Source organism: uncultured Dialister sp., assembly GCF_900538805.1.
Classification (GTDB): domain Bacteria; phylum Bacillota; class Negativicutes; order Veillonellales; family Dialisteraceae; genus Dialister.
This window is the reverse complement of record NZ_UPZP01000017.1, coordinates 1-23,719: the sequence shown is the minus strand read 5'-3', so window position 1 is coordinate 23,719 and position 23,719 is coordinate 1. Positions and strand designations below refer to the sequence as shown.

The window sequence follows — 23,719 nt, the reverse complement described above, 5'->3', positions numbered from 1 at the left end:
TCCATCCCACGCAAAAAGCCCCGCAGAGCGGGGCTTTTTTGTATGGGTCTTATTTTTCTTCCTCTTTGATCACCCTTACGCGCTGGATGGTGGGTTTGCCGTTTCTATCCTTGCGAATGGTATCAATGCGGATGTACTTCATTTCACCGCTGAATTCCTTGGCCAGTCTGTCCAGGGTGTCGTCCTTGTTCAGGTTCGGGTTGGCAGCGGCGCCGGCCATGATGGCGCGGTAGACAATGGCTGCGAATTCGTAGCGGGTCATCATGCGGTCGCCGGCGAAATTGCCGTCGGGGTAGCCGGTGAGGATGCCTGCCTGTTTCAGCTTGGTGACGTACTCATAGGCCCAGTGGTTGGCAGGAACGTCGGGGAAGAGGTCATCGCTGCCGGAGAGCTGACCGGCATTCACGCCGGTGAGCTTGTCAATGAGGGCGCTCTGCTGATTCACCACGGCCTTCAGGTCAGCCACGTCTTTGCGGAGGTCCTTGATTTCCTTAGCCATGGCTACGCGGGAAGTGGAAACGTGGTTCCCCTGGCCCAGCTTCACGCTGATGCCGGCATTCACCATGTTTTCACCGCCGCCGAAGGAGCCGCCTACGCTGAACATGGTGTCCTCGTTAGGCCGATAGTAGGCGCCGATGGCTGCGGCGTTGGCATTCTTGTAATTGCCATAGCCCGCTGCAAAGTCCCACTTGTCGTCGGGGTCAAAGTCCAGCGGATGGAGAGCCGCCAGGGCCGCAGCGTTAGCGCCCACCCGGTTCACCCGGGTGCCCAGCTTGTTCACTTCACCGCCCAGATTGGAAATATTCTGGTTGGTGGCGGCCAGCTGGCTCACGTTCACAGCGTCTGTCGGTGCTTTGCCGGGAGCCACGTCATGAATCTGGTTGCCGCCCATATTGACATTGCCGTCCTGGACGGTGATAGTCCGGTTTGCGTCTCCTGTCTTGATGGTGAAGCCTTTACCGTCGATTTCAGAGGTATAATCCTTACCATTTTCATTGGTCGTATAGGTTGTCTTCTCCAGATTCAGATGCTTGGCCAGACGGACGGAAAGGCCTGTCATCTTCTGGTCAGGATTATCTGGGTCAGGGATTTCCTTCTGAACGACGCCGATATTTCCTTCTTCTGTCAGGTCAGTCACTTTGGCGCCACCGGTCAGACTCAGGAATTTGCCGAACTTGACATTGACATTCTTCTTGGTCGCGGCGTCATCACCCTGATACTGGCGGTCTGCCTTGACATCCTGCTGGAGCTGCTTGACATCATTCTTAACTTGCGTAACCTGGTCGCCCATCTGCGTGACTTTGTTCGTCACATCGGTGACGTTCTTGGTGACATTCGTGATATCACTCTTCACTTCTCCGGCAATCCGCTTCACATCACCGATATTGGCGGCATTGGTATCATTATCATATTTATAGACATCCCTGCCGCCTGTCCCTTTGATGATTTCAGAAGCACCGCTGGCAACATCGGTAATCTGCTTGCCGCCAGCATTGATGCCGTCTTTGCTGATGCTGATGGTGGAATCCTTGATGGTGACCTTGTTGGTGTCCACCCCATCGCTATTGATGGTGGTATTCCCAGCTTTGACGCTGCCGTTGTCGCCCAGGTCCACATCCTTACTCAGTTCTACTTTGATAGCACCATTGTCAATGGAAGTCTTGATGTTGCCTGCTTTTTCTACAGTCCCATCAGCCTTGTAAGTGGTATCGCCCTTAATCTGGATGGCCTTGCCCAAATCCTGCTTGACAATCTTGTCGGCACCCTTTTCATCAGAGGTCAGTGCAAAACCGCCGCCATTTGCCTGATTCGTAATGGAACCGGCAACATCCCGGAGCTGGCCTTCTGTAGCAACCCGGTTCTCCGTCACGTGGTCTTTATCCCACTTCGTGTTGTCCAGGCCGGTGATGTAGTTGCCACTGTCCGGATTCTTGGTGTCAGAATTGGTCTGTCCGCCAATGGTGATTTTCTTGTCACCGCCCACCGTGACCTTGGTGAAGTCCGGGGTATCGGTCATGACGATTTCCAGGCCATTACCATCTTTGTTGCTGCGGACGCCCAGGTTCTTGGGAGAAGCATTGGCAACATCGGCGTTGCTCAATCCGCCTTTGATGGACAGGGTTTCATTCAGCTTCCGGGTGACTTCCTGACCATCGTTGCCCACGAATTTCAGGCCGTCATCCATGGTGGCCACTTCGTGGGTCTTGCCATTGTGGTCTTCATAGACAATGCGGTCCATGCCGTCTTTGCCGTTGTTCCCATCGGTGCCATCCACACCGTTCTGGCCATTCTTCACATGGATGTCTGCACTGACGTTCTTGCCATTCTTGCCAGCAGGGCCGGTGAGGCCGATATGGCCTTCAGTACCGTTCGTACCATCCTTGCCATTCACAGCAGTGATGGTGATGCCATCCTTACCGTCCTTACCTTTCACGGAAATACCGTCTTTACCATCCTTGCCCGGTTCGCCGTCATGGCCGATGACCACAGTGGTGCCTTTGCTTGTTTCCACCGTGACTTTGCCGTCCTTGCCGTCTTTGCCAGCCACACCCGGCTCGCCCTTCTGGCCGATGGCCAGCTGGTCGTTGAGCTTGATGTTGTAGATTGTTTTTCCACTCTTCGTATCTTTTTTGGCAGCAATCGACAGGTTGCCATTTCCCGTACCGCCATAGTCCCCATATGTGTCTGTCCCCACATTAGGTACAGTTGTTGGATTATTTTTATCATTCACTGTAATCTCAGTATGCTGGCTGGCAGTGGCTGCGGTGTTCTTGATTTCATCACTGATTACCTTGAGCTGGTCTTCTGTAGCCGCGCGGCCGCTGACGTAGGTCGGATTGGTTACATCCCAATCCTTGTTGTCAAGGCCCGTGACATAGTCGCCAGCTTTGGACTGAGGCGTGTTACCGTTCTTATCGGTTCCAGTAACGGTCAATTTACCAGCGTCGAAGTGCTTGATGATAATCGGATCTTCTACCGTTGTGGAACCATCCTGCGTGTCACCGCCGACGGTCAAGGAACCATTCTGTTTCAAGTTGATATCTTTATTCAGAGCGACCTTGACTGTTCCGGTATCTTTATCAGCAGAAATCTGGATGTTGCCATCCGCTTTTGTCTTTTGCGTAGTTTTGTCATAGGTACCGTCGCCGCGAATCTGCAGGGTTTCATTAAGTTTCTTGTCAACTGTCTTAGAAATGTCATCGCCGGCAAACTTCAGGCCGTCATCCATGGTGGCCACTTCATGAGGCTTACCATTGTGGTCTTCATAGACAATGCGGTCCATGCCGTCTTTGCCATTATTCCCATCGGTGCCGTCCACCCCGTTCTGGCCATTCTTCACGTGGATGTCTGCACTGGCGGCCTTGCCATCCTTGCCGGCAGGGCCGGTGAGGCCGATATGACCTTCAGTACCGTTCGTACCATCCTTGCCATTCACAGCAGTGATGGTGACACCATCCTTGCCGTCCTGGCCTTTCACGGAAATACCGTCTTTGCCATCCTTGCCCGGTTCGCCATCATGGCCGATGACAACGGTTGTGCCGCCTTTGGTGTCCACGGTAACTTTGCCGTCCTTGCCATTTTCACCCTTTTGGCCAATGGCCAGATTGTCGTTCAGCTTGATGTTGTAGGTCAAAACTCCGTAAGTATCTTTCTTAGCGGCAATCATCAGGTTGCCGTTGGTGGAATCGTAATCGCCATAGTCACCGTCTTTTGGGGTGGCTTCTGCCGGATTGGCCTTGTCGTTGACCGTGACCACCGTGCGCTTGCCGGCGGCCGTGGTGGCATTGCTGATGGCCTTGCTGACCTTGGCCAGCTGGTCTTCGGTGGCCGCCCGGCCGCTGACATAGGACGGATTGGAAATACTCCAATCCTTGTTGTCAAGACCGGTTGCATAGCTTCCCTGCTTTTCCTTGGTGCCATCCGTTTTGCTCAGAACGTCTCCGTTAAACCAGCCAATCTGGGCATCCCCGGCTTTCAGGTTGCCTTTTGTGCCTAAATCAGGGGTTTCAGCCAGCTGGATCCACAGTTTCCCATCTTTCTCGACCACACCGATATTGTTCTGGGTCAGCTTATTGGCACCGCCCACGAACTGCAGCTGTTCATTGAGCTTTTTCCGGATGACCGTATTGTCATCACCACTGAATTTCAGCCCATCGTCCAGGGTGGCTACCGTATGGCTGCCATCCTTGCCATCGACTTTATCCTGGTCGTTCTGGTAAACGATGCGGGTGATGTCCTTGCCATCCACGCCAGGTTTGCCGGTGGCGCCTTTTTCCCCGGACTGGCCTTTTTCGGTGCGGATAATGGTGGTTGTGATGCCTTCTTTGCCATCTTCACCTTTCACACCGTTCTTGCCGTTGATGCCGATGGTGCCGGCCTGGCCAATTTCGCCATCTGCACCTGCCACACCATCCCTGCCTGCCTGACCGACAGTCACACCGTCAGCGGAGATGTTCTTGTCCATGAGTACATGGATGGTGGTGTTGCCATCTGCATCCTGTTCCACGGAAGTCATCAGATTCTGGCCAGAATATTTGTCCAGCTCCTTCGTGCCGGCACCGGTGATGTTGATGGTGCTGCCCAGCTGGTTGGTCACCGGGTTGCCGCCGCCGTCTTTGGCCATCTTGTTGGCACCGAACTTCAGGCCCTGGCCCAGTCCTTCAAAGCCGCCGATGGTGATGTCATCATACTTGTTGCCATTCTTGACTTTCAAAGTGACTGTGCCATCGGTGGTGTTAACCGTATACTTGCCATCAGCGGCATCCGGATTGGTCACCAGATGCTGATCGTTGCTCAGCACATTGCTCAGGTCAACGGTAATCTTCTGATGGTTTCCGTCCCCATCCACGTCATTCCGGGTCAGTTCCAGAGTCTTGCCATCATTGGTGACCATGCCATCGGTGATGTAGTAGTCGTGGAGCCCCTTGATTGGCACGTCCGTACCATTCTGGCGGGTCAGGTTGATGCTCCCCTTGCCATCCTTCGGATTGGTATCCGAGCCTTCTCCATTGTAAGTCACGGAACCGCCGGTGACATAGATATCGCCAGCAACAGATCCCTGCTGGATTTTGGTTGCAACATCAAGCAGCTGGTCTTCGGTAGCAGCCCGGCCATGCTGAATTTTCGTGCTGTCCCAGTTCCTGTTATCCAAACCGGTGATGTAGTTGCCGTTACTGGAGTTGGCGCTTTCCGTGCCATCCGCATTCTTGCCGCTCTGGACACCGATCATGATGCCGCCGCTGTAGGTGTCTCCGGTTTTTACGCCGCCCACACGGACCGTATTGAACCGCACATCGTCGGCGGTGGCAATGGTTACGTTCTCCGTATTGGTCGTATCACCGGTAATGGTGATGTTCTGGCCCTGAATGAAATTGACTTTCGGGCTGGTGGGAGTCACATCTTTCTGTTTGGTGCCGTTCACATCCAGTTCCCAGCCTTTGTTCACCGTATCGATCACCGGCTGGACGGTGCTGCTGGCGATGTTCTTCACATCGCCGATATTGGCGCCGTTGGTCAGCGTATTATAGGTCGGGTTACCATCCGCATCTGTGCCGTCGGAGCCGCTGCCCATGTTGTTGACCTGGGTATCGCCAAAGGCCACCTTATCGCCAAGGACGACAATATTTTTGCTGCTGTCATCGTCGGACTTCTTGATGGTCAGGCCGTTGTCGTCAATGGTAGTTTTGCCCGCCTGGACGGACTCCAGGTTTGTCAGCCTCTTGGCCAGTTTCACCGTCAGGGTGTCAGTACCATTGGAAACCACGCCGATATTGTTGTCGGTCAGGTCATCCTTTGCCTTCACACCACCGTTGATGGTGGTCTTTTCGTTCATCCTGCGGCCAAAGCCGGTGGTATCCAGCGTACCGTCTTCCTTGATGTCGCCGGCATAAACCTGTCCATCGTCCATGGTGGCCAGGTCGTGGATGGTGCCTTCTCCGTCATGGTAGTGGAGACGGACCATGCCGGTGCTGCCATCGGCCATGGTGACGTTCTTGGTGTTATCCAGGCTGCCGCCTCTGTAGTGGGCATCCAGCTGAGCGGAAGCGGTATAGCCGTTCTTGTCCTTGGTGGTAGTATCCTTGGGGCTCAGGTCCAGGCTGGTGGCCGTGACGATGTTGAAGGTGGGGCTTTCTGCCATGCTGATGGTGATATCCCCGTTGTTGGCGATATCCGTGGTCAGGTTGGTGGTCACATATTTCTTGTTTGGGTCCGCATCTCCCGCTTTGATGGAAATGGTATCCCCCAGCTGGCGGTTCACCACCTTGTAGCCTGCATAATTGTCCGTGGTGTTGGTGGCGTCCCTGGTGTTGGCGGTGAAGCTCAGGCCCTTGTCCACCACTCCGGAAACGATGGCCAGCTGGTCTTCCGTGGCTCCCCGGCCGCTTACATAGGAGGGATTCTTCGTATCCCAGGCTTTGTTGTCCAGGCCCGTCACATAGTTGCCGGCAGGAGCGGTATTTTCCGTCTCCTGGCCGTTTTCAGTGAGTTTCAGCGTGTTGGCCGGGTTGTTCCCAATGTGGACATTGCCGGCGGTGACGCTGTTGAGGCCGGACAAATCCTTGTTCAGCCGGAGTTCCAGCTTGCCGTCTTCTCCATCCTGGCTGGATACCACACCAATGTTGTTGGCCGTGGACAGGCTGCTGGGGTCGGTCACGCCGCCGGTGACGCTGAGTTTCTGGTTCAGCTTCACTGCGGACATGGAGCCCTGGTCGCCGGCAAATTTCAGGCCGTCGTCCAGGGTGGCGATGAACTGGGTGGACCCATTGTAAATGTCGCCGTATTCCAGACGGTTGAATTCATTGGCTTCATCTTCCGGATAGGTGTTCTTGTCCTTCAGATAGGTGATCCCGCTGCTGATGGCATTGAAGATATAGGTGGGCTTTTTGCCGGTGTTGTCGAACAGAGCCACATATCCGCCGGTATCCTGGCCCACGCCCAGGACCACCTGGCGCTGGTCGTTGGTACCGTCGTTTTTCACTACGGACACGGTGGTCCCGTCAATCTTCACGGCTTCCTTCACCGGATAGGTTTCTTTGGAGCCCGATTCCTTGCGGAACTGGGCCACACTGTTCACGACAAGGCTGCCGCCCTTGTCTTCTTCCTGTTTTCCCAGGGTTACGTCCTTGTTCAGGGAAACATCAAAGTTGGCCTGGCCGTTGGAAGTGGTACGGGTCAGTTCCATGTTGCCGCCCTGAACGACCGTATTATCTGCCGTGGCCTTCTGGCCACCGACAGAAACAGTGGTATGTCTTGCGTCGACTGCTCTGAGCTGGGCCACGTTGACGGCATCCGTATCCAGGGAGCCTGCGGCCACGCCGGTGATCTGGCGGGTGGTGGTGCTGTCATTGCCTACAGCAATGGCATTATCCGTTGCTTCCCAAGCGGAACCGGTGGAACTGCCTTTGCCATAGGCAGCTTTTTCAGCATCCTTGGTAAGCTCGCTGTATTTGGCTCGGGTGGTCACAGACCCTTTGCCCAGGGCGATGGAATCGTTCAGAGAAGCCGTGGCGCCGCCGATGGCCACAGAGTTCTTGCCGCTGGCTGTGGAATCGATGCCAAAAGCGGTAGAGGCTTCGCCGGAAGCAATGCTGTTTTCGCCCCAGACGGTGGCATTGGCATTGCTTAAAATATGGTAACCATTGGCACCGGCAGTGGCCTTTTTCAAGACTGCATCGGTTGTATCCCCTACGGTCACCGTGCCGTCGCTGCCGATGGCAGCACTGCGGATGTTGCCGCGGTAGTCACGGATATAGGTATTGCCATCTTCACCCTGAAGCAGCACATAGCTATGGGTTTCCCCGCCGGAAACAGTGTAGGTGACAGATTTCGTATTGCCATTGCTGTCCGTATAGGCCAGGTTGCCCCGGGCATCCATCTTTTCACGGGAAATTTCAATGGGATTGCCGTTGGTATCTTTGATGATGCGGCCTTGGGTATTGGTCTTGTAGATAATGTTGGTATAGGCCCCATTATCATCCAGCACGGCACCGGCCACGTTGTCGGTACCAAAAGCCACGGTGTTCATGCCGGCAGCTACCGTGCTGTTACCGAAGGCGGTAGAATATTCTCCCAGCGCTTCCGTACGGTTGCCGAAGGCAGTGGTACCATAGTTATTGGCCACCGCTTCATTGCCAAAGGCGGTGGAATTCTGCCCAGAAGCCACAGCCAGCTGGCCGAAGGCGGTGGAATTGGCACCAGATGCGGTGGTGCGCTCACCAAAGGCAGTGGCCCGTTTCTGTGTAGCCGTTGTCTGCCAGCCAAAGGCAGTGGAATTATTGCCGCTGGCAGCTGTCCGTTCACCGAAAGCGACGGAATTGAAGCCGCTGGCTGTATTGTCCACCGGTGTGCCTGTGGAATCTGTATTCACGCCTCCGAAAGCCAGGGCATACTGGCCAGTGGCCTTGCCGTACTGGCCGATGACCGTGGCGCCTACACCGTCCGCCTTGGCACCATAGCCGATGGCTACGGCGTTTTCAGTAGTGGCGCTGGCGCTGACACCGGCGGCCAGGGCGTTTTTGCCGGTGGCACCGGCATTGTTGTAGTTGGTGTCGGCAGCCGTATCAGTGGAATTGACGCTGTAGTCATGGATGCTGCCGCTTTGGGTCATGGCGGCTTTCAGCTGGGCCACATTGACCGCATCGGTGTCATTGGTACCAGCGGCCACCCCGATGATCTGGCGGGTGCCATTGACCGTTCCGTCACTGTCCACATTGCCGATGGAAAGGGCGCCGTAGGTGGAGTTCCAGGTCTTGTCGCTGGTATCGGTATAAGCCTTGCCCGTCCGGGGATCAAGGCCTGTGGTGCCGGAACCGCGGTAAGCTTTGGAGTTGCTGCCCAGGGCGATGCCGCCGCTGACATACGCCCCTGCCGAATTGCCCAATGCCAGGGAACCATTGGTAGCATAAGATGAATTGCCAATGGCGGCAGAACTGCTATCTGCATGAGCAGAAGAACCGAAGGCATAGGAATTGCCGTAAGCATAAGCATTATTGCCAACGGCCACAGCACTGCTGCTTGCAGAAGTTCCGCCCATTCCCGCAGCATAAGAACCATTGGATGCATGGACATTATCCCCTACAGCCACACTGCTGCCATCGGCCGTGGTCCCATTCATCCCTGCTGCAAAAGCGCCACCGCTGCTGTTGCCGGCATGTACGTTATTCCCGAAAGCAATGCTGCCATTTCCCGCCGTGGTGTTATTCATACCGCCGGCATAAGAACTGCCATCATAAGCATGGACATTGGATCCTACAGCTACGCCGCTGTTTGCAGAAGTACTGTTAGTGCCTGCAGCAAAGCCACCGTATTGGGCACTGACATTATCCCCATAAGCGATACCGCCACTTTGAGCCGATGTTCCATTCCGACCGGAGGCAAAAGCACTGCCAGTGGCATGGACGTTATCTCCCACAGCCATAGATGATCCATCCGCTGAAGTGCCGCCCATGCCTACGGCAAAGGCGCCACCACTATTTTCACCGGCTTTAACATTGTTACCAACAGCCATACTGCCACTGTTTGCTGTAGTGCCGCCCATACCTACGGCAAAAGCACCACCGCCATTTTTACCAGCACTGACATTATTGCCCATAGCCATACTGCCATTGGTTGCTGTGGTACCTCCCATACCCGTTGCATAGGAACTTCCGGTAGCAACGACAGGCTTATCTGTCGTTCCTATACCGGAAGCATAAGAACCGCTGGATGCCTGTATATTCGAACCAAAAGCAGCGGAACTGTTTTGGGCTACGACGTTGTTACCGGAAGCATAAGAACCGTTAGATGCCTGTATATTCGAACCAAAAGCAGCGGAACTGTTTTGGGCTACAGCGTTGTTGCCGTAGGCAGAAGAGCCGTAGGTTGCCTTTGTTCCATTCAAGCCAACGGCCGTAGAGCTGCCATTTGCTTCAACCCCTTTGCCGATGGCAATGGACCCCTTACCACTGCTATCCGCAGCCTTGGACTTAGTGCCGATGGCAATGGTGTTGTCGCCGGAGGCCACAGCCGTATCCCCCACTGCTACGGCGGAATTGTCCGCAGTGGAATTGTACCCTACCGCTACGGCATTGTTCCCGTTGGCGGTCACACTGGACCCGGCGGCGATGGAGTTGCTGGCGGCCTGGTAGAGGGTGACGGAATAGAGTTTGTCCAGGTTGTCGGATTTCCGGTAGTTGTACACCGGCTTGCCGTCTTTCTGGTCGGCCTTGGTGTCATCGCTGGTGATTTCGGTTTTGGTGACTTCTTCCCCCGTGGTGGAGTCTTTTTCCGTATAGGTATGAACGTATTGAGGCGTAGTGGTGGTATTGCCGTTGGCATCCCGGAACACCTGGGGCACCTCTGTGGGATTGCCGCTGCTGTCTTTGTACCAGGCGGCGTCGTCTGTGGAAGTGGTCTTGTTGCCGTCTTTGTCGGCATAATAGGTTATGGGCTTATTTGTAATTTTCGCCGTGTTGCCGATGGCGGTGGAATTGTCCCCTTCGGCCTTATTGTTGTAGCCTACGGCTGTGGAGCCGCCGGATTCAGTGGATGTGTCCAGTTTATGGGCCGCCCCTTCCCCGTCCACCAGCTTGGTATTAGCTTCATCCATGGGCTGGCCGTTTTTGGTGGTTTCCCCTTCTGTTATGTTACGAAGTGTATCGCTCTTTGTACCAATAGCAGTATTATTCTCACCTTTCAAGTCTGTGCTCTGTCCCTGGACCACTTTCCCAATGGTCAGATTACCCTTATCATCATAAGCCGCACTGCCACCGTTTCCTAAATCAACAGTGTCTGCTGCTCCTACAGGCGCCACGCCCAGGAACATGGACATGACGGCGGCGGCCAGAGTGAGGCTGTATCCTTTCTTTATTTTAAGATTAGGAGTACCCCCCCCGGTGGATTTTGCCAGTTCCGAAACTACTACATAGCAGCCTTTGGCTTTGCTGAAAATGACTTTGAATATCTTATTCATTTGTACCCATCTCCCCATCAGAGTGCTTCCGGTTAAAATCGAAAAATAATGGAGGATTAATCCTATCTATTCCGATTTAACCGATATTTTTAGTTAATTTACCTTAAGTAATTACTTACCATTCCATTTTTCCCGTTTTAAATAGTAAAATTTCGTATGAAACTTTGCATTCTCACTGTATTTTTTCTTATTTTATGCAGGAAATATTTACCTTAAATCATAAATCAAAAAGCAGGAACGAAACCGGCGCCCCTTCCGGTTTCATTCCTGCGTATTTATAGACTCCACTGTCTATAGGAAATGCATTGAGTCCTATGAGTAATAGTATACTGCTAAAACACAATTAAATCAATGCGTTATTTTTTCTATAAAATTCTGATATAAAAATCATTTATATCAGAATTTATGTCGTGTGAGTTTACAATCATAAGGAAACATGGATTATAGAGTTTCCACGCCGCAGTCATGCACTGCAAAAGCTTCTTCCTGACATGTCCGGTACCGGGCATGGTGCAGGGAGATTTTCAGGCTCCGCTTCGCTGCGCTCGAAATGACAGGGAAGCAGGAATCTCTATCGCCCCATGGCTTGCGGAGGCGCAAGGCGTTACTGGATTTGCCTTTGTGTCATATAGTCATGCTAAGCATTCAGCTGAATCAGCCGCTTCGCGGCTTCCCCCTTCCACCGCTTACGCGGTCCCCCTCCCCCATGGATGGGGGAGGCAAGGATGTTGCGGGAAATGCATTTTGTTCATGTGCTATGCTAAGCATTCTGCTGAGTTAGCCGCCCCAGGCGGCTTTTCCCCCTTTGGTGCCTTACGGCACCACCTTCGCTCCGGTGGGAAGCGTGTCACACGATTCTCAGGTCGCTATCACTCCCCTACGAATCGTGTTCCCTTGCCAACCCGCAAAAGCGGTGGGACAATAAAGCTCCGGTAGATTTGCCTTTGTGTCATGTAGTCATGCTAAGCATTCAGCATAATCAGCCGCTTCGCGGCTTTCCCCTTCCACCGCTTACGCGGTCCCCCTCCCCCATGGATGGGGGAGGCAAGGGGATTGCAGAGGGGGAGGTAGTGGCGACAGCCGCCAAAGGGGGGAGGCAAGGATGTTGCAGAGGGGGCAAGGGTATTGAGAGACCACAAAACCTTAGCACATCAAAAAAGCAGTGGAAGATTTGTGTCTTCCACTGCTTTTTCTTTTAAGGAATTATCCCATGCAGTATCAGCCTACGATGTTCAGTGCGTATACGCTGTATTCTTTTTCGAGGGCTTCTGCTTTCTTGCTGATTTCGATCTGCAGGTCAGAGGCGGTGTCGTAGTCTTCGGCTTCGAGGGCGTCTTTCAGTTTGGTGCAGAGGGATTTGCCGGCTTTGGTGTCTTTGATGAGTTCGTATTTCTTATCAAGGATATCTGCCCAGCGTTCTTCGTCCAGGTCGTCTTCGCTGTCAAGTTTCTTGAAGCCTTTGACGAGAGCTTCAGTGGCCGGGATGATGCGGTCGATGAGTTCGTTCTTCCAGCGGTATACGATGGAGGCTACGAAGGAGTCTACGATGGTGGCGCTCAAGGTGCCGCCTGCTTCAATGACTGCCACTTTGTCCGGGTTGGCTTTCATGGTCTTTACATTTTCCCAGACCGTAGCCGGCGGTTTGCCGAAGGCTGCGTCTCTTTCTTCCTGGGTGAAGTCTTCGAATACGTTGTCTTCGCAGCGGTATGCTCTGCCTTCTTCCAGGTAGTCTGCCTTGTCGCCCGGTTTCTTGGAGAGTTCAGCCAGGAGTTCTGCCGGTGTCTTGCCGGAGGTTACGGCATAGGTGATGCCGTCCAAAGAGGAGAGGAAGAGGCAGGAGGCTGCCAGGTAGGTGTTGGTGAAGGGGTTCGGAGCGCGGAGTTCGAATCTGGTAGCTTTCGGGTTGTCGATGTCTCTCACGAGGCCGATGAGGATGGTTCTGTTACGGGACGGAACTTCGGGGTTGTGGCCCAGAGAGGTAACGATGCAGACCGGTGCTTCGAAGCCCGGTTTCAAACGGTTGAAGGCGTCGGTGGTGGAGGAAACGAAGGGGTTGGTGGCTTCGTAGTTCTTCAGGATGCCCATGATGAAGCCGTAGCCGATGGTGGAGAGGAAATCGGATTTCATTTCGGTAGGAGCCAGGAGGTTGATGGTCTTGCCGTTTTTCAGGGTAGCGCAGATGCCTACATGGGTGTGTTCGCCGCTGCCGGCTACGCCGATAATCGGTTTTGCCTGGAAGGAAACGTCGAGGCCATATTTGCGGAATACTTCACGGATGATGATGCGGGCTTCCAGTTCGTTGTCTGCAGCCTGGAGCGGGTTCATGGAGAATCTCCAGTCCAGTTCCAGCTGTTCGCATACGTCTACGGTGTGGCCGGCGTCGTCAACCTTCGGTTTAATGCCGCCCACTTCTTTGTGGCCCATTTCTACGCTCATGCCGCGGGCGTCCAGTTCTTCAATGGCTTCTTCCATGGCAGTACGGACATTGCCGCGCATTCTCTGCCAGTACTGTTCCTGGAGCCTCTGGGAAATGGAGAGGTGCTGGATGGTTTCTTTTTCGCTGGGGGTCTTCACCCAGAATTCCAGTTCCGTGCCGATGGTGAATTCAATGTCTGCAATGTCATCGAAGGGTACGTCTTCCATGCCTTTGACTTTCTTGCCGCCGGCCAGAAGGCCTTTCAGTTTGTCTGCCACGAAGGCGCAGGAGTCTTTCAAAATGGAACGGGAGTCGATGAATTTACCGTTGTGCAGGAGGAAGCAGGGGATGCGGAGGGTGCCAACGGGGCGGCCGTTTTCATAGATATTATCTTCGTTGTAGTCGATGTACCAGTTTACGGAGGGATCAGCCACCATATCCACGCGGGCATCGTTCAGGGTGGCAATGTTCATGAGGACTACGGAGGAGCCGTCGGTCTGTACGGCGGTGCCGGCGAAGAAGTCGTCGTAGTTCTTGAGGAACAGTTCAATCGGTACCTTTTCATCGGTATCATTGCCTGCCAGGTCGATGCCTACCAGGGATACGAAGCGGATTTCCGGATGGGTCTTGAGAAGGGAAAGTACGCCTTCCTTGCCAAATTCACCGGTTGGGATGTAGTAAAGTAAGTCCTTGTTCATGTTGAATTCCTCCTAAATATAATTTTTATAAAAATGCGAAATCAATTTCCAGGATATGTCCCCCATCATGTGACTTCCGGGAACCCCAGAATGGAAAAGCGGTATTTCTTTTTCCAGTTCCTCATTTTCATGCCTCCTGTATATCTATGTATTCGTATATGTCATGAAATATAAAATGACCCATCCTTGTATACTTGTATAAGAATGGGTCATCATTGGCCTGATGTTCAGCTATGACGGATTGAATCAGTCGAGAATGTTCAACGCATACACGCGGTATTCCTTTTCCAGGGCCTGGGCTTTTTTCATCATTTCCAGCTGGAGGTCGGAGGCGGTGTCGTAGTCATCTTTTTCCAGCGCTTCTTTCAGCCTGGTGCAGATGCACTTGTCATCGTCCAGATCTTTTGCCAGTTCCACCCGTTTGGCCTTGATGGATTTCCAGCGTCTTTCATCAATCTTGTCGTCATTATCCAGTTTTTTATAGCCCCTCACTGCCGCTTCCACGCCGGGGATAATCCGGTCGATGAGCTCGTTTTTCCAGCGGTATACGATGGAAGCAAGGAAGGAGTCCACAATCTTTTCGGAAAGGGTGCCTCCTCTGGTGAGGACTGCCACCTTGTCCGGGTTGGCTTTCATGATTTTCACGTTTTCCCAAACCGTTGCGGGCGGTTTGCCGAAGGCTGCATCTCTTTCTTCGTCTGTGAAATCTTCAAATACGTTTTCTTCGCAGCGGTAGGCCCTGTCTTTTTCCAGGTAGTCCGCGCCCTCTCCCGGTTTCTTGGAAAGTTCTGCCAGCAGCTCTTCGGCGGATTTGCCGGATTTCAGTGCATAGGCGATGCCGTCAAGGGCGGTGAGGTAGAGGCAGGAAACACAGAGGTACGTATTGGTGAATGGGTTCGGTGCGCGGAGTTCGAAGCGGGTGGCTTTCGGGTTGCCGATGTCGCGAATCAGTCCCATGAGGATGGAACGGTTGCGGGACGGCACTTCCGGCGTATGACCCAGGGAGGTGACGATGCAGACCGGTGCTTCAAAGCCCGGTTTCAGGCGGTTGAAGGCGTCGGTGGTGGAAGAAACGAAGGGATTGGTGGCTTCGTAGTTATGGAGAATGCCCATGATGAAGCCGTAGCCGATGGTGGACAGGAAATCGGATTTCATGTCTTCCGGAGCCAGAAGGTTGATGGTCTTGCCGTTTTTCAGGAGGGCCGCAATACCTACATGGGTATGTTCCCCGCTGCCGGCTACGCCGATAATGGGCTTTGCTTTGAAGGATACGTCCAGGCCGTTCCGGCGGAACACTTCCCGTACCATGATGCGGGCTTCCAGTTCATTGTCCGCTGCCTGCAGGGGGTTGGTGGAGAAGAGCCAGTCCAGTTCCAGCTGTTCGCATACATCAAAGATATGGCCGTCGTCATCAATCTTGGATTTGATGCCGCCCACTTCTTTATGGCCCATTTCTACATGAAGGCCCCGGGCGTCCAGTTCTTCAATGGTCTGTTCCATGGCGGTACGGACGTTGCCCCGCATACGCTGCCAGTACTGTTCCTGGAGGCGCTGGGAAATGGAAAGGTGCTGCACCGTTTCCTTTTCGCTGGGAGTCTTCACCCAGAATTCAAGCTCCGTGCCGGTGGTAAATACGATATCCTGAATTTCAGAGAAGGGGAAATTTTCCATGCCCTTCACGGTGGCGCCAAGGAGCATTTTCTTCAGTTCCCTGGCCACATATTCGCAGGAATTTTTCAGAATGGAGCGGGAGTCGATAAATTTCCCGTTATGGATAAGGAAGCATGGAATCCGGAGGGTGCCCACAGGACGGCCATTTTCTTCCATAATATTGTCATCATTATAATCCACATACCAGTTCACCGTGCTGTCGGCCACCATGTCCACCCGTGCGTCGTTCAGGGTGGCGATATTCATGAATACCACCGAAGAGCCGTCGGTCTGTACAGCTTTGCCGGCAAAGAAGTCTTCATAATCTTTCTTGAAAATTTCAATGGGGATCTTTTCATCGGTATCATTGCCTGCCAGGTCGATGCCCACAAGAGACACGAACCGGATTTCCGGATGCTGTGCCAAAAGGGAAAGAACCCCTTCCTTACCATATTGGCCGGCCGGAATGCAGTACAATAATTCTTTGTTCATTTGAGTCCTCCTATAGACTTAAATCGTTCCATTTTTTTACATTTATAAAGTCCTATGTGTTCCAAAAGAAAATGACCCATCCCGATAGGAATGAGTCATCTTTGACGCAGCATATGAACTTATGTAATAAGGATACACCACGTGTCTTACTTTTGTCAAGCCTTTGTGCTCAGGCCAGCAGTTTACGGACGATTCCGTTAATCATTTTACCGTCTGCCTTGCCTTTGAGCTTTGCCATGACCGCTTTCATCACAGAACCCATGTTTCTCTGCCCAGGATCCAAAGCGTCGATTGTTTCTTTCACAATCTTCTCTACTTCTTCTGCAGACATTTCTGCCGGCAGATACTTTTCCAGTACTTCGATTTCCGCCTTGGTCTGTTTAACCAGGTCTTCTCTTCCGGAACCAGCGATTTCAGCAAGGGTTTCTTTCCTCTGCTTCACTTCTTTCCGGAGAACGGCAAGAACCTGATCATCATTGAAGTCAGCGTGTCCGTCGTCGATTTCAGCCTGTCTGATGTGAGCACGGGCCATGCGGATCGTGTTCAGTGCAAGCCTACCTTCTTCTTTTGCTTTCATGGCTGTCTTCATGTCAGCCATAAGCTGTTCCTTAATTGACAAAACTAATCACCTTACAACCTGTCATTACTTATACTTGCGTTTTCTTGCGGCTTCAGATTTCAGTTTACGTCTTACGCTGGGCTTTTCATAATGTTCACGTTTTCTTACTTCAGAAAGAACCCCGGCTTTTTGGCAGGAACGTTTAAATCTGCGAAGAGCACTATCAAGAGATTCGCCCTTTTGAACTTTGATCTCAGACATCTATATCCCTCCCTCCCAATAAGACTGATGGGGTGCTATTGCACACTTATAAATTATAAATTACATTGGCCTATCTGTCAATTTATTTTTTTAGGAGGCTTTGCACCCTTTGGGCGCAAAGGTTTTGAAGGTTATGAGGGTTCTTAAGTTTGACGGGCCTATGGCCCGAGGGTTGTGGTAGCCGCTTCGCGGCAAATAAAAAGAGGGGCACGCCTGACGGCGCAGGTTGGGGCCGCCTGACGGCGGCGGGTTGTGTAGAAGGGTTGTGTTCGCTGACGCTCAGGGGGAAGGTGGCGGCTCCGCCACAGTTTATAGCCTTCTTCTCCAGGAAGGAGATGTCGCCGTCAGGCGCCGGAGGATAGGGGCGGGGATTAGACGATAGAAGATAGAAATCAGACGACAGAAGACATTACGGGATTTACTTCCCGCCGGACACTGTCATTCTGAACGAAGTGAAGAATCTCAGTACATGCAGCATATGAGGCTATCGGTAATAAATACCAGTCGGCGGGAAAGCTGCCGTTTGGCAGCCAGGGTAGCAGAGAGTATCAATTCGACTTGCAACCCCTTGCACCCTTTTGCCGCTTACGCGGCACTTCCCCTCAAGGGGAAACAAGGCGTTACGGGATTTACTTTTATGTCACCAGTGCTGCATGGCGAAGTGCAATAACCCCCTCCACCGCTATCGCGGTCCCCCTCCCCCATGGATGGGGGAGGCAAGGGAATTGCGGGGGGCAATAAAACTCCGGCAGGCTGCACTTTCATAAGCTGCACTAAATTAAGCACAAGTTGTTGCGCCCCACTTGCAGGGTACTAAGGGGAGATTATGTTTATCCCATTTCCTCCATAAAAAATGCCCCTCACAATGAGGAGCATTTTTGAATTTCTTACGCTTCAGCGGTTTTGGCTTTCTTGGTGCGGAAGTACTGGAGGGCGAAGACGCCGGCCAGGATGGCCACGCCGATGATGTCGGTGAGGGTATGGGGGTCGATGAGGCAGAGGCCGCCGGCTACGAGGAGAAGCCGTTCAAGGATATTGGCCCGGCAGTAGAACTGTCCGATCATGGCGCCGGAGATACCGGTCATACCGATGATGGCGGTGCAGGTGGTAAAGAGTACACTGCCGAAGGTGGCGCCGATGCCAAGGAGCTGGGGCGAGAGGACGAATACGTAAGGAATGATGAAGGCCGCTATGCCCAGTTTCGATGCATTCACCCCTGTTTTCAGCGGGTCGCCGCCGGAAATGGCGCTCCCTGCGTAGGCAGCCAGGGCAACAGGCGGAGTGATGTCGGCGATGATGCCGAAGTAGAATACGAACATGTGGGCAGCCAGGATGGGTACGCCCAGCTGAATCAGTGCCGGTGCGGCAATGGTGGAGGTAATAACGTAGTTGGCGGTGGTGGGCACGCCCATGCCGAGGATAAGGGATGTGAGCATGGTGCAGAGAAGCAGGAGCATGAAGTTGCCTGCTGCCACGGTAACCAGGGCGGAAGCCAGTTTCAGTCCCACACCGGTTTTTGTGACGATGCCGATAATCATGCCGGCGGAGGCGCAGGCGATGATGACGCCCAGGGCACCTCTGGCGCCTTTCACAAGGCCATCTACGATGTCATAGAAGCTCATGCGGGTGCTGGCCCGGAGCATGGCGGTGGCAATGGAAATGAAGATACCTGCCAGGGCTGCTTTCATAGGGGTATAGCCGGAGGCCAGAAGGGCGATGATGGCAATGAGCGGAATGGCCAGGTGCCCTTCTTCCTTCATAATGCGGCCCCACGGTTCCAGCTGGCTTCTGGGGGTGCCTTCCAGATGATTTTTCTTGGCTTCAAAGTGAACGCCCAGGAATACGCCGAGGAAATAGAGGATAGCAGGAACAACTGCCGCTTTGACGACTTCCATGTAGGGGATGCCGACGAATTCGGCCATGAGGAAGGCAGCGGCGCCCATAATCGGCGGCATGAGCTGTCCGCCGGTGGATGCGGCTGCTTCTACGGCGCCGGCGAAGTTCTTGTGATAGCCCAGTTTCTTCATCATAGGAATGGTGAAGGAGCCGGAACCTACCACATTGGCTACGGAGGAGCCGGAAATGGTACCCTGGAGGGCACTGGAGATAACGGCTACTTTAGCCGGTCCGCCGGAAGCCCAGCCGGCCAGGGCGTTGGCGATATCGATGAAGAATTTGCCAAGGCCTGTCTTTTCCAGGTAGGCACCGAAGAGGATGAAGAGGAAGATGAAGGTGGACGATACGCCCAGAGGAATACCGAAGACGCCTTCGGTGGTGAAGAAGAGGTGTCCTACCATCTGGTTGATGGTGAGACCTCTGTGGGCCAGGGGTCCCGGCATGTAGGGTCCAAGGAACCCGTAGGCTAAGAAGCAGAGAACTACGATAACGATAGGAAGACCCACGATACGGCGGGCCGCTTCCAGTACCATCACCATGCCCAGGAGACCTACCACCGCATCGGTTGGTGTGACAGTGCCGGCGCGGAGAATGAGATGCTGGTAGTTCACCAGGATGTAGATAGGCGGTATGATGGCCAGTACGGTGAAGAGAATATCAATAGGATGAAATCTTCCGCCCTTGACCCAGGATTTCTTCGTGGGGCAGAGGAGGAATACAAGGCAAATGCCGAAGGACAGATGGATGCAGCGCTGGATCATGGCATCCAGTGTGCCGAAGATGCCGGTGTAAATCTGGAAGAGGGAAAAGCAGATGCAGATGGCAGCTACAATTTTTCCGCAGATTCCCGAATATTCCATGGTATTGGACTCTTTGTCCAGGGATTTCAGCTTTTCCTGCAGTTCATCAGTCAGTTTTCCATCTACCGGAGCATTGTCTCCGGCAGGTGCTCCCTTTTTTTCTAAATCAGCCAATATAATCAACTCCTAATTTCTTTCTTCATGTACCACCCTTTGTAAAGAGGCGCTACATATAGCTTCATTTCTTTTCCCAGAGGAACCATTTCATCCAGGTTGTAGTCTTTGTCGCCCACAGTGAGGACGCCATGGTTTGTCACTCCGTTGCGGATGGACAGTTCAGGGTAATTCCGGTTGATGTCATCCAGAATAAACCAGCCGTCCTCTTCCCGGAACTTTCCCTCATCAGCGGAAAAGGGAAGCCCCACCCCCATAGATTGATACTTGGTGGATTTAAGGACAAATCCGTTTGCTATTTTGTTCACTTCCAGATATTCGTATATCATGGTCTTCTGGACGGAATGATGATAGGAAAGGGTGACCGGCGTGCCGGCATCCACCCGCTGCCTCATGATGATTCCGTCCGAAGTCTGGGCAAAAAGGAAGGGCATGCGGATGTACCAGCCGCCGATTCCCGTGACCAGTGCCACGATAATGCCAAAGATGATAATCACTGTTTCCAGTTTCCCATTTTTCTGTTTTTTCATGAAAGCGAGAACGGACCCCATAAGGCCCGTTCTCCCTCCTTTCTATGCAAGGTATGGATCCGATGGGGATTCTTCCTTATTTAGCCTTCAGGTACTTTTCAGCGCCTGCATTCATCTTGACGGACATGCCTTCCAGAGCAGTGTCCTTGGTGATGTACTTGCCTACGGCATGGGCTGCTTTCATACGGTCCAGATGTTCATAGATAGCCTTCACGATCTGTTCGCCCAGATCGTCGCTGAGTTTATCGGTGGTGACGATGACGCATTTCACGGCTACGGTGTTCACGTCTTCATCCTGTCCGGGGTAGGTGCCCTTCGGAATGGTCATCTTGGTGTAGTACGGGTATTTCTGCATGAGCTGGTCGACAATCTTCGGGTCGATGTTGACGATGGCAGCGGATTTATTGGCAGCCAGGTCCTGGATAGCGGCGGTCGGGAAGCCTGCTACCACAACGCCTGCGTCTACGTTGCCGTCCTTCAGGGCGTTGGCAGCTTCACCGAAGGAGAGGTACTGTACGTCGATATCATTATAGGTAATGCCATAGGCTTCCAGAATCTGGCGGGCATTGGCTTCGGCACCGGAGCCGGAAGCGCCGACGGCTACTTTCTTGCCCTTTAGGTCAGCCACGGTCTTGATTCCCTTGTCCTGGGTGGTTACGAACTGGATGGTTTCCGGATAGAGGGCAGCCAGGCCGCGGATGTTATCCATCTTGTTGTCCTTGAACATTTCCTTGCCGTTAGCCGCATAGTAGGCGATATCGTTCTGGATGAATGCGATATCCACGGAACCGTCCTTCAGCATATTCACGTTGGCAACGGAAGCGCCGGTGGACTGGGCAGATGCGTTCATGCCCTTGATATTCTGGTTCAAAAGTTCGGCCAGTGCGCCGCCCAGGGGATAATAGGTGCCTGCCGTACCGCCGGTGGCGATATTCAGGAACTGCTTGCCGCCTGCCGAAGCGGATCCGGAACCGGAGCTGCCGCCGCAGCCTGCAAGAAGAGCTGTACCAGCCAGACAAAATGCACCTGCTACCATCAGTTTCTTTAATGCCTTCTTCATCATACTGTCCTCCTTGATACCCTTACAGGGAAAGGCGGGTCTCCTTGAAATTCCCTCCGCACTTTCCCGAAATTCACAAAGGGTGAAATAAAAAAGCAGCCCGGCGCATAGGAAAAACCTATACGTCTGCTGCAGCTTCTTTGCCCCATGTGTTATAAAGTTACTATTATAATACTACTTTTCGAAATCTTTGTAAAGGAGGCTGGGCTGAATCCCCTGATTGTTCTGGTACTTGCCTCCGTTGTAGCTGTCCGCCTCGCCCAGCACGGTATGGAAATAAATCTGGCAGATTTCCACGCCCGCATAAATGCGGATGGGCTGCACGCAGAACATTTCCAGTGTCCAGTAGCCGGAGAACCCTACGTCGCCGAAACCTGCGGTGACGTGAATGAAAAGGCCCAGACGGCCGATGGAGGAACGGCCCTCCAGCATGGGCACGAAACATTTCGTCTTCGTGTACTCCCTGGTGCGCCCCAGGTAGAGCTTGTTGGGCTGGAGCACGATGCCCTCCTCCGGAATGTGGAGCAGGCGGCCCTCATTTCTCTTCTTCATGTCCAGTTCATGATTTTCATAAACCATGAGTTCATCAGCCAAGGTAAGGTTATAGCTGTTGGGATTCACTTTTTTCGGATCAAAGGGATCAATAATGATTTCCTCGCCCATATGTCTTACGATTTCCCTGCCGGATAAAATCATTTCAATTTCCTGCCTTCCTGGTTAAAAATTCTTCGATGCTCCGCCATGCGGCGCCGTACAAAATGACCATGGGCCTTCTCCCCCGGTATCAGATGGAAAAGCTCCCTTTCCTTCTCCGTGAGCCTCCCTGAAACGAGGAGTTCTCCCTTCAGGCTGAAGGAAATCAGATGGGCTGCGAAAAGGGCACCATGGGTAGGGCAGAAAAGAAGGCCCTTCTCCCCCTTTTCCTCTTCCCCGTAGGGATAGGCCCGCAAAAGGGAAATCCGGTCCGCCCCGCAGACCAGACAGCATGGGTGCTCCCGGCCTAAGGACTTCCGCTGGAAATCCCGGTCCTTTTCCAAAAGCCTCCGGATGGAGCGGACAGAGCTGTCGGAGGGATTGGAGAAGAGGCTCTCTTCCACCCCTTCTGCGGTCTTGTCTTCTTCAATGATTTTGGAAATAACAGCAATCCTGCGGTCTCCGGCACTCTTCCATTCACGAAAGGCGGCGGCCGCTTCGGGTTTCAATATCCAGAAATAGGTGCCGTTTTCCCCTTCCACCCCGTCAAACACATACTCCCAGGGTGCCATGGAAACCTTCTCCGGCGCCATCTCCGCCGCTTCTTCTCCCAGATTCTCCTGCACAAGAAGCGCTGTTTCCCGGGTCTTTTCCTTTTTGCCTTCCTCTTCGGGATACACAGGGATAAGGCCCTTCTCCACCATGCTGCGAATCTTTCCGCCGGCCCAGCCTACAGCAGAATTCAGGGCCCGGTACTCCATATGAAGGGCGGAGGCGATGCTCTTGCCATTGTCCATGTGGTCGGTGGAATCATAAAGCCTGGCAAAAATATCCATCATGAGCCGGCTCATGACAGACGTATCCCCCATGAGTTTGAGCCAGCCTTCCACTGTAATCCGGTCCCACTTCTTCAGCCCCTTGCGCCGCGCCATCCTTTCACCGCCTTTTCCGCTATTTAGGATATTATACCATTTTAAGGCAATAGGAAAAAGGTTATAAAGATTGACGGGGCCAATGGACAGCGCCTTTGGCGCTGAGGGTTCAGAGGGTTCAGAGGGTGGTGGCGCCCTGACGGGCGCAAGTATAAAAAGGGACGCGCCTGACGGCGCAGGTTGTGTAGAAGGGTTGTGTTCGCTGTCGCTCAGGGGGCATAGGAAAAGGTTCTTAAGATTGACCAGCCTGTCGTCCGGAGGGTTCTTAGGTTTGACGGCGCCTTTGGCGCCGAGGGTTGTGGTATCGCCGCTTCGCGGCGATGAGTATGAAGTCGGCGTTACGGGATTTACTTTTGTGTCTTCATTGCTGCATGACGTAGTGCAAAAGCCTCCTTCCTGAGGAAGGAGGTGGAGCCGAAGGCGACGGAGGATAGGGGCGTCAGGTCTTTCGCTAAAAGATTCGGTGTTCCTCAGCCCTTTCGGACAGGGGCTGTGAAAAAATGATTGAGTCTCTATCAGATAGTTAGGCGACCTGGCGGCAGACGCCTTATCGTTATTTTGCAAGGAACAAATTGACACAAACACTCACCCCGCTTCATTGTCATTT

General features: G+C 53.2%; 10 protein-coding genes. All 10 read right to left on the bottom strand.

Annotation, left to right across the window (positions count from 1 at the left end; all coding sequences use genetic code 11):
• Window positions 1-49 precede the first annotated feature (49 nt).
• Window positions 50-10,951, bottom strand: coding sequence for an ESPR-type extended signal peptide-containing protein (locus QZQ29_RS02985; RefSeq protein WP_296959446.1), 10,902 nt, complete (start codon window positions 10,949-10,951; stop codon window positions 50-52).
• A gap of 1,218 nt (window positions 10,952-12,169) precedes the next feature.
• Window positions 12,170-14,065 (bottom strand): glutamine synthetase, encoded by a 1,896-nt coding sequence (locus tag QZQ29_RS02980; protein ID WP_296959443.1) that lies wholly within the window; start codon window positions 14,063-14,065, stop codon window positions 12,170-12,172.
• A 246-nt stretch (window positions 14,066-14,311) separates the two neighbouring features.
• Complete coding sequence (locus QZQ29_RS02975; RefSeq protein ID WP_296959442.1) at window positions 14,312-16,207, bottom strand: glutamine synthetase; 1,896 nt, start codon at window positions 16,205-16,207, stop codon at window positions 14,312-14,314.
• A gap of 169 nt (window positions 16,208-16,376) precedes the next feature.
• Complete coding sequence (locus tag QZQ29_RS02970) at window positions 16,377-16,826, bottom strand: GatB/YqeY domain-containing protein (RefSeq protein ID WP_291057700.1); 450 nt, start codon at window positions 16,824-16,826, stop codon at window positions 16,377-16,379.
• Between the two features lie 24 nt (window positions 16,827-16,850).
• Window positions 16,851-17,027, bottom strand: coding sequence for a 30S ribosomal protein S21 (rpsU, locus tag QZQ29_RS02965; RefSeq protein ID WP_008858603.1), 177 nt, complete (start codon window positions 17,025-17,027; stop codon window positions 16,851-16,853).
• An 887-nt stretch (window positions 17,028-17,914) separates the two neighbouring features.
• Window positions 17,915-19,897 (bottom strand): TRAP transporter permease, encoded by a 1,983-nt coding sequence (locus QZQ29_RS02960; RefSeq protein ID WP_296959437.1) that lies wholly within the window; start codon window positions 19,895-19,897, stop codon window positions 17,915-17,917.
• 5 nt (window positions 19,898-19,902) lie between these two features.
• The gene (locus QZQ29_RS02955) at window positions 19,903-20,427 is read right to left on the bottom strand and encodes a DUF1850 domain-containing protein (protein ID WP_296959435.1); all 525 of its coding nucleotides are present in this window, start codon (window positions 20,425-20,427) and stop codon (window positions 19,903-19,905) included.
• Between the two features lie 76 nt (window positions 20,428-20,503).
• The gene (locus QZQ29_RS02950; protein WP_273097280.1) at window positions 20,504-21,490 is read right to left on the bottom strand and encodes a TAXI family TRAP transporter solute-binding subunit; all 987 of its coding nucleotides are present in this window, start codon (window positions 21,488-21,490) and stop codon (window positions 20,504-20,506) included.
• A 171-nt stretch (window positions 21,491-21,661) separates the two neighbouring features.
• Entirely contained in the window at window positions 21,662-22,183 is a 522-nt protein-coding gene (gene dcd, locus QZQ29_RS02945; RefSeq protein ID WP_296959431.1) for a dCTP deaminase, read from the bottom strand.
• Window positions 22,180-23,112 carry a type II restriction endonuclease gene (locus tag QZQ29_RS02940; protein ID WP_296959429.1) on the bottom strand — a complete coding sequence of 311 codons (933 nt, stop codon included), beginning with the start codon at window positions 23,110-23,112 and terminating at the stop codon, window positions 22,180-22,182. Before QZQ29_RS02940 ends, dcd begins: the two co-directional genes overlap by 4 nt.
• Window positions 23,113-23,719: the final 607 nt, after the last annotated feature.

Coding starts and splice junctions, on each gene's coding strand:
- QZQ29_RS02985 (WP_296959446.1), bottom strand. CDS start 10,951: ATGAATAAGATATTCAAAGTCATTTTCAGCAAAGCCAAAGGCTGCTAT.
- QZQ29_RS02980 (WP_296959443.1), bottom strand. CDS start 14,065: ATGAACAAGGACTTACTTTACTACATCCCAACCGGTGAATTTGGCAAG.
- QZQ29_RS02975 (WP_296959442.1), bottom strand. CDS start 16,207: ATGAACAAAGAATTATTGTACTGCATTCCGGCCGGCCAATATGGTAAG.
- rpsU (WP_008858603.1), bottom strand. CDS start 17,027: ATGTCTGAGATCAAAGTTCAAAAGGGCGAATCTCTTGATAGTGCTCTT.
- QZQ29_RS02955 (WP_296959435.1), bottom strand. CDS start 20,427: ATGAAAAAACAGAAAAATGGGAAACTGGAAACAGTGATTATCATCTTT.
- QZQ29_RS02950 (WP_273097280.1), bottom strand. CDS start 21,490: ATGATGAAGAAGGCATTAAAGAAACTGATGGTAGCAGGTGCATTTTGT.
- dcd (WP_296959431.1), bottom strand. CDS start 22,183: ATGATTTTATCCGGCAGGGAAATCGTAAGACATATGGGCGAGGAAATC.
- QZQ29_RS02940 (WP_296959429.1), bottom strand. CDS start 23,112: ATGGCGCGGCGCAAGGGGCTGAAGAAGTGGGACCGGATTACAGTGGAA.